Source organism: Vibrio marinisediminis, from assembly GCF_014050145.1.
In the GTDB taxonomy this organism is placed as follows: Bacteria; Pseudomonadota; Gammaproteobacteria; order Enterobacterales; family Vibrionaceae; genus Vibrio; species Vibrio marinisediminis.
Genome location: NZ_JACFYF010000124.1, coordinates 1 through 318 on the forward strand (window position 1 = coordinate 1; position 318 = coordinate 318).

Genomic DNA, 318 nt, shown 5'->3' on the forward strand with positions numbered 1-318 from the left:
GGGGCCGTAATCGATGGTCTCGCCCGAGATCGTCATGTTGTCGGTGTTCATCACCCCGTGGATGAAGCCCAGGCCCATCCAGCGCGCGATCAGATCGGCTTGCCGCGCGATGACGCCGCGCAGCAGGTCGAGGGCGGTGTCCGCCTCCGGGTCATGTCGCGTGCGGGCGAAATCGCACAGGGTTTCGAGCGCGTCCAGGTCGTCGCGGGCGGCGAAGAACTGGAAGGTGCCGACCCGCAGGTGGCTGGACGCCACGCGCGTGAAGACCGCACCGGGCAGCACTTGTTCGCGCAGCACCCGCTCGCCCGTGGTCACGGC

General features: G+C 68.9%; 1 protein-coding gene. It reads right to left on the bottom strand.

Translation table 11 applies throughout. From position 1 onward, the window contains the following. On the bottom strand, positions 1 to 318 hold a 318-nt coding region (locus tag H2O73_RS23635; protein ID WP_182110754.1), incomplete at both ends, for a protein adenylyltransferase SelO family protein.